Below are 1631 nucleotides of genomic sequence, written 5' to 3'. Positions count from 1 at the left end.
GGCTCTGTCCCGTAATCGGTGGTAACGAAGGGTGACGGGCGTCGTTGGCATGGTGTGCGTGATGTCAACGAGCTTGTGAGTGTGGTGTTTTCCGGGCTGTCCGCCCTTGTCGTCGAGGATGTGGCGGACGAGGGCGAGGTCATCCGGGTGTCGGCGCGGACCAGGGACGATCCGGTGCCGTGCCCGATGTGCGGGCAGCCGACGGGGCAGGTGCATGCCTTCCACGGGCGGGTGGTGGCGGATGTGCCGGTGGACGGGCGCCGGGTCGTGGCGTCGGTGCGGGTCCGACGCATGGTCTGCCCGGTCCTGGGCTGCCCGCGGCAGACGTTCCGCGAGCAGGTCCCCGGCCTGATCGAACGCTACCAGCGGCGCACGCGCCGTCTCGCCGACCAACTCGGGCAGGTTGTGAAGGAGTTAGCGGGCCGGGCGGGCGCTCGCCTCTCCCGCGTCCTGGCCTGCGCGATCTCCCGCTCGACCGCCCTGCGCGTGCTCATGCGCCAGGCGGTGCCGCCGCCGCGCATCCCGCGCGTGCTCGGCGTCGACGACTTCGCCCTGCGCCGGCGTCAGCGTTACGCGACCGTGCTGATTGACGCCGAGACCGGCGAGCGGATCGACGTCCTGCCCGACCGCACGACGCAGACGCTGGTCGCGTGGCTGCGCGAGCACCCCGGGATCGAGTACGTCTGCCGCGACGGCTCCGGGTCCTACGGCGAGGCGATCCGCCAGGCCCTCTCCGAAGCTGTGCAGGTCAGCGACAGGTGGCACCTGTGGAGCAACCTGTGCGGCAAGGTCTTGGCCGAGGTCCGCTCCCACGCGGCCTGCTGGGCCACCGCGGTGAACCCTGCCCGGCCCGGGGGCGTACGCGAGCAGACCACCCGTGACCGCTGGCAACAGGTCCACAAGCTGCTCGGCCAGGGCGTCGGCCTGCTCGAATGCGCCCGCCGCCTCGACGTCGCCCTGAACACCGTCAAGCGGTACGCCCGCATGAAGGAGCCCACCGGCGACCGCCGGGCACCGCGCTACAAGCCCACGCTCGTCGACCCCTACCGCGATCACCTGCGCCAGCGCCGGGCCGGGGACCCCGCGGTGCCGGTTGCCCACCTGCTGCGCGAGATCAAGGAGCTGGGCTACACCGGCAGCGCGAACCTCCTGGTCCGCTACCTCACCCAGGGCCGCGCCGAGGGCGACAAGCCTGTCACCACCCCGCAGCGCTTCGCGCGTCTCCTCCTCAGCCGCCCCGAGAATCTGCGCGACAAGGACACCGCACTGCTGAGGGAACTCACTGCGGCCTGCCCCGAGATGACCGAACTCGCCCGCCTGGTAAGCGAGTTCGCGCAACTGCTGACGCCGGCCGAGGGCAACGACGCCAAGCTCACCGACTGGATCATGTCAGCTCGCTCCGTCGGCCTGCCCCACCTGCACTCCTTCACGAACGGCCTGCAACTCGACCGGGCCGCCGTCGACGCCGGCCTCACGCTCCCCTTCCACAACGGCCGCACCGAAGGCGTCAACACGCGAACCAAACGGATCATGAGGCAAATGCACGGCCGAGCCAGGTTCCCTCTGCTCCGCCACCGCATCCTCCTCCAGTGACCACCACAGAGCGCTACCACCGATTACGGGACAGAGCC

At 70.7% G+C, this 1631-nt stretch carries 1 protein-coding gene; it reads left to right on the top strand.

Annotated elements, in window-relative coordinates; genetic code table 11:
• The first annotated feature begins 84 nt into the window (after positions 1-84).
• A complete protein-coding gene (locus OO57_RS37695; protein ID WP_199811409.1) occupies positions 85-1593 on the top strand; it encodes an ISL3 family transposase in 1509 nt (502 codons plus the stop codon).
• The last annotated feature ends 38 nt before the right edge of the window (positions 1594-1631 follow it).

It is taken from the genome of Kitasatospora phosalacinea, from assembly GCF_000717185.1.
GTDB lineage: Bacteria > Actinomycetota > Actinomycetes > Streptomycetales > Streptomycetaceae > Kitasatospora > Kitasatospora phosalacinea_A.
The sequence above is the reverse complement of the archived record's forward strand: the minus strand, read 5'-3'. Positions and strand labels throughout refer to the sequence as shown.